The sequence below is a fragment of the Robiginitalea sp. genome (assembly GCF_049588695.1).
In the GTDB taxonomy this organism is placed as follows: domain Bacteria; phylum Bacteroidota; class Bacteroidia; order Flavobacteriales; family Flavobacteriaceae; genus Robiginitalea.
The window spans coordinates 1-4,890 of the sequence record NZ_JBAVZJ010000292.1; the positions used below are offsets into that span (position 1 = coordinate 1).

Annotated in this window: 5 protein-coding genes; 3 read left to right on the forward strand and 2 right to left on the reverse strand. The window is 48.1% G+C overall.

Annotated elements, in window-relative coordinates; genetic code table 11:
* Positions 1-246 precede the first annotated feature (246 nt).
* The 3 genes from WBV75_RS07210 to WBV75_RS07220 all read left to right on the forward strand — a co-directional run bounded on the left by WBV75_RS07210 (position 247) and on the right by WBV75_RS07220 (position 1,734).
* Positions 247-594 (forward strand): hypothetical protein, encoded by a 348-nt coding sequence (locus WBV75_RS07210; RefSeq protein WP_424119958.1) that lies wholly within the window; start codon positions 247-249, stop codon positions 592-594.
* Positions 595-749: 155 nt separating this feature from the next.
* On the forward strand, positions 750-1,151 hold the full coding sequence (locus WBV75_RS07215) for a TerB family tellurite resistance protein (RefSeq protein ID WP_424119959.1): 402 nt from the start codon (positions 750-752) through the stop codon (positions 1,149-1,151).
* A 154-nt stretch (positions 1,152-1,305) separates the two neighbouring features.
* Positions 1,306-1,734: an Hsp20/alpha crystallin family protein gene (locus tag WBV75_RS07220; protein WP_424119960.1), complete on the forward strand. Its 429-nt coding sequence runs from the start codon at positions 1,306-1,308 to the stop codon at positions 1,732-1,734.
* A gap of 95 nt (positions 1,735-1,829) precedes the next feature.
* On the opposite strand, the gene uvrB is transcribed toward WBV75_RS07220, so the two are convergent.
* Both uvrB and WBV75_RS07230 read right to left on the reverse strand, forming a co-directional pair.
* Complete coding sequence (gene uvrB, locus WBV75_RS07225) at positions 1,830-3,821, reverse strand: excinuclease ABC subunit UvrB (protein WP_424119961.1); 1,992 nt, start codon at positions 3,819-3,821, stop codon at positions 1,830-1,832.
* Between the two features lie 53 nt (positions 3,822-3,874).
* A partial coding sequence (locus tag WBV75_RS07230; RefSeq protein WP_424119962.1) for a T9SS type B sorting domain-containing protein occupies positions 3,875-4,890 on the reverse strand: 1,016 nt, incomplete at its 5' end.

Below are 4,890 nucleotides of genomic sequence, written 5' to 3' on the forward strand. Positions count from 1 at the left end.
CTCCCCGTCCTTGTTGGGCCAAGCCCCCCCCGTAGTTTGTAGGGTCAGAAGGGATATCGAAGCCGCGTTTTTAAGGAACTTTCTTCCAAAAATGGGAATCCAGACCTAAACCTGGGATTGTGAAAAATGAACTAAAACCTATAAATAAGTGTTAAATAGACAAGATATGTGTAACAAATAGGAGAATGCAATCGTCTATTTACCCAAACAACTATTTTATTCATCAATCATCAAACAATCATCATCATGAAAAAAGTTAGTTTATTGCTCGTGGCAGCGGCGCTGCTGATTTCCGGAAATGTTATGGCTACAGAAGGTAAGCCGGGTCCATCTACGGATCCAGATTCAAAGATTTGTACCCAGATCGGGGATTTGCTGGATGACAATCGCTTTGAACTTAACGAGGACGAAGATCTTACCGCCTTTGTACGCTTCACAGTCAACGACGAACACGAGATCGTCGTGCTGTCTGTAGAAACGGAGAATGAACGTTTGGAGGGCTTTGTAAAGGCGCGCCTGAATTACCACAAGGTGGCTGATCAGAATCTCGAAGAGGGTAAAATATATCACGTACCCATTCGGATTACAGCCTGATTGCTCTTTTTTTGAATTTTAGCTAGAACCCGATGGTAGGCCATCGGGTTTTTTTGTCAATTTGAGGCATTTGTGATGCCTTATTCCAAAGGCACATCATACGAAAAAGTAAAAAACATAGTTTAAGTAATAGCGCGACATTAAAAACACTAGGAATGAGCAGCTATGAAGAGAAACTCAGTATTCTGTCGGAGATGATCTCCCTGGCCCGTGCAGACAGGGCTGTTAAGGATAGTGAGTTTGATTTTTTGTGGGGTGTGGCTGATCAGCTCGGCGTTCACAGGGAAGATTTTGAATCACTCTTCGATTCCCCCGTACCTAATATTATACCCAAAACCCTGCTAAGTCGGATTATACAATTTCACCGACTGGTACTCCTGATCAATGTAGATCGTCAGCAGACTTTTAAAGAGATCGATAAGCTTCACAATATTGGACTGCGGCTAGGCCTGCCTCCGTCCGCGATCGATCAGGTGCTTGTCCTTATGCATCAGTACCCCGACAACATTATTCCTCCTGAAACCCTTATAGGTATCTTTAAGGCCCATTACAACTAATCGATATTTTACCTAATCACACCCAAACACTGTCTTTATGACAGTATTTTTTTGTATATACAAGTCAAAAAGGCAGCATTTTTCCTTCGGCACATCCTTTGTACTAGGGTAGATGATTCAGAAAATGAATTGTTTAACATAAAATACAAACACAATGAGTTTAATACGAAGAAACACAGATTTGTTGCCTGGCCTTTGGAACGATGTATTCACCCCCGACTGGTTCGGAGGTGTGGATTCGAATAGATCCAACCTGCCTGCGGTGAACATTCTGGAAGGTGAAAAAGACTTTACCCTGGAACTGGCAGTTCCCGGGCAAAAGAAGGAAGACTTTAACGTGGAGCTGGATAATGATGTCCTTACCATTTCTATGGAAACCCAATCTGAAGTGGAGGACAAAGAGGCCGAGTACACCCGGCGCGAATTCCATTATTCCTCTTTTAAACGCGCTTTTACGCTACCTGAAAGTGTCAATCAGGAAGCAGTCAAGGCCGATTACAAGGACGGCATATTGAGGTTTACCCTACCTAAAAAGGAGGAAGCCCTTCCCAAGGCCAAGCGCCTGATAGAAATAGGGAAGTAATGAAATTATCAGGCCCGCCTAACGGGCCTCATAATGATTGGTTTGATTAGTTGGTTAGTTAGGAAAGCGCCCCGAATGAAATCGGGGCGTTTTTTTTATCCGGTGGCCTCCTGCAGGATTTTAATTTCATCCCGTAGTTGAGCCGCCATCATAAAGTCCAGTTCTTTGGCTGCTTTTTCCATGGCACTTCGTTTAGTACGGATCAGTTTATCGCGTTGTTCCGGAGTCAGATAGGCAGGGTCCGGTTCCTGGGCGTCCCGTTCTTTCTTTTCAAAATGGAAGGTAGATACCGAGTTGCGGGCGAGGGCACTATCCAGGCTTTTAACCAGTGCTTTTGGGGTAATGTTGTGCTTTTCATTGTAGGCCATCTGTTTTTCCCTTCGATAATTGGTCTCATCAATGGTCTTCTGCATACTGTCGGTAATTTTGTCGGCATACATAATGGCCTTTCCGTTGAGATGGCGCGCAGCCCGACCCACAGTCTGGGTCAGAGACCGGTTGCTCCTTAAAAAACCTTCTTTGTCAGCATCGATAATGGCAACCAGGGAGACTTCGGGCAAATCCAGACCTTCACGAAGCAGGTTTACCCCAACCAGCACATCAAAGATGCCTTTTCGTAAATCCTGCATGATTTCCACGCGTTCCAGGGTATCCACATCACTGTGGATGTACCGGCAACGCACATCGATTCGCGTCAGGTATTTGGTGAGTTCTTCGGCCATGCGTTTGGTCAGGGTAGTGACCAGTGTTCGCTCGTCCAACTGGACGCGTTGCTGGATTTCCTCCACCAGGTCATCGATCTGATTTTTGCTCGGACGTACCTCGATAACAGGATCGAGTAATCCGGTGGGGCGAATCACCTGTTCCACAAAGACTCCCCCGCTCTTTTGCATTTCGTAATCCGCCGGGGTGGCACTGACGTAGATAACCTGATTCTGCAGGGCTTCAAATTCTTCAAACTTCAGCGGACGGTTATCCATGGCAGCGGGGAGGCGAAAACCAAAATCCACGAGGTTTTCCTTTCGAGACCGGTCCCCTCCGTACATGGCGTGTACCTGGGGGATGGTAACATGGCTTTCATCAACGACCATCAGGTAGTCTTCCGGAAAATAGTCCAGTAAACAAAAGGGGCGTGTTCCGGGTTCCCGCCCGTCTAGATAACGAGAATAATTTTCTATTCCCGAACAGTATCCCAGCTCGCGGATCATTTCCAAATCAAAATTTGTGCGTTCTTCGAGGCGCTTGGCCTCCAGGGGTTTTCCGATTTCCCTGAAATAATCGATTTGCCTGGTGAGGTCATCCTGGATCTGGTGGATCGCATTTTGAAGTATATCCGGGGAGGTGACAAACATATTCGCTGGATAGATTGCCAGGGTATCATACTGCTCCAAAACGGTATTGTTGTGGGGGTCAAAAGACTCCATTTCTTCAATTTCATCCCCGAAAAAATGGATGCGGTAAGCGTGATCTGCATAACTCGGGAAGATGTCGACGACATCCCCTTTAACCCGGAAATTTCCGTTTCGAAAATCTGCTGTGGTCCTTGAGTAAAGGCTCTGTACAAGCTGGTGTAATAATTTGGTTCGGGCCAGTACCTGGTCCCGCTCCAGGCGAATCACATTTTTTTTGAATTCCAGCGGATTGCCTATGCCGTATAAACAGGAGACCGAGGCGACAACCAGGACATCCCTTCGCCCGGAGAGGAGGGAGGAAGTAGCACTGAGGCGGAGTTTCTCGATATCCTCGTTAATGGATAAGTCTTTTTCAATATACAGACCCGTGGTCGGAATATAGGCTTCGGGTTGGTAGTAGTCGTAGTAGGACACAAAATACTCCACAGCATTGTTGGGGAAAAACATCTTGAATTCCGAATACAATTGTGCTGCCAGCGTCTTGTTATGGGCCAGGACCAGGGTGGGGCGCTGCACTTCGGCTACGGTATTGGCAATGGTAAAGGTCTTCCCGGATCCGGTAACACCCAAAAGGGTCTGGTAGCGCTCCCCTTCTGCAATTCCCCCTTTTAACTGGGTAATGGCCTGTGGCTGATCTCCGGTGGGTAAAAAGTCCGAAACAACTTCAAATTTCATAGTTCAAAAATACAAAACACTCCTTCACGGAAATGGCTGGGGTCAGGATATTCCTATCGCTTCAGGCTGAAGTGCCCCTGGAGGACCTTGTTGTTATCATCCACGGCGCGAAACCAGTAATCGGAAGCCGGCAGGGGCCGTCCGTTAAAGGTCCCGTTCCATCCCTGGGAACGCGGGTCGATCTGGGCCAGTAATTTTCCATACCGATCAAAGATGTGCAGTTCCCGGATGGGGTTCAGGCCCGATGGAGGGGGAATGTATTGCCAGGTGTCATTGATCCCGTCTCCGTTGGGGGTAAAGAACTTGGGGAAGCCATCCAGGGTGAGATCGGGTTCTACCAGTTCACTTACGATCCCACACCCGTTCTTATCCCGAACGAATACCCTGTAGTTGTCAATGGGCAGGTTTGTAAAACGGTTGCTGTCCTGGTAGGGTCCTGTCTCATCCAGGGCGTATTCATAATCCCCCAGGCCGCTGGCAAATACTTCAATGCTGATGACCGCGGCACCCAGCTGTACATCTGTACGGTCGATTACCGGAGGTCCTGAGAGGGAGACGTTGAAGACCTGTTCGCTCCGGCATTCAAAATCTCCATCTGCCCCTGAGATATTGTTGTAGATTTCAAGGCGGTATTCTCCGGCTTCCGGAATCTCAAATTCAGGTCCTTCCTCCAACAACTCCTCCCGACCGAATGGGGGGATGCTAAACCAGCGATACCCATCGGCTTCATCCTCCGCGCGTACTGTGGTGTCGCCATCCCCACAGATACCAATGGCTGAGGGGAAAGTGATTTCGGGACTCAGATCGATCAGATTCCCATCGGAGTCGAAAAACGGCCCACACCCCAGGATGGTGGAAAAGTTGGTTTGCCTACAATCCAGTGCTTCCCCGGCAATATTGTACGGGACTACGCGGGCGTAGTAGACGCGGTTCGGTTCAAATTGAATGAAGTCTGTCTCTGTCACATTACGCAGATCGGCATTGTCCAGAATATCATTGGTAAAAGGAGAGGTCCCTATAGATACCTTATAGCCGTCGGCTCCGGGCACCGCGTTCCACTGTAAAACGG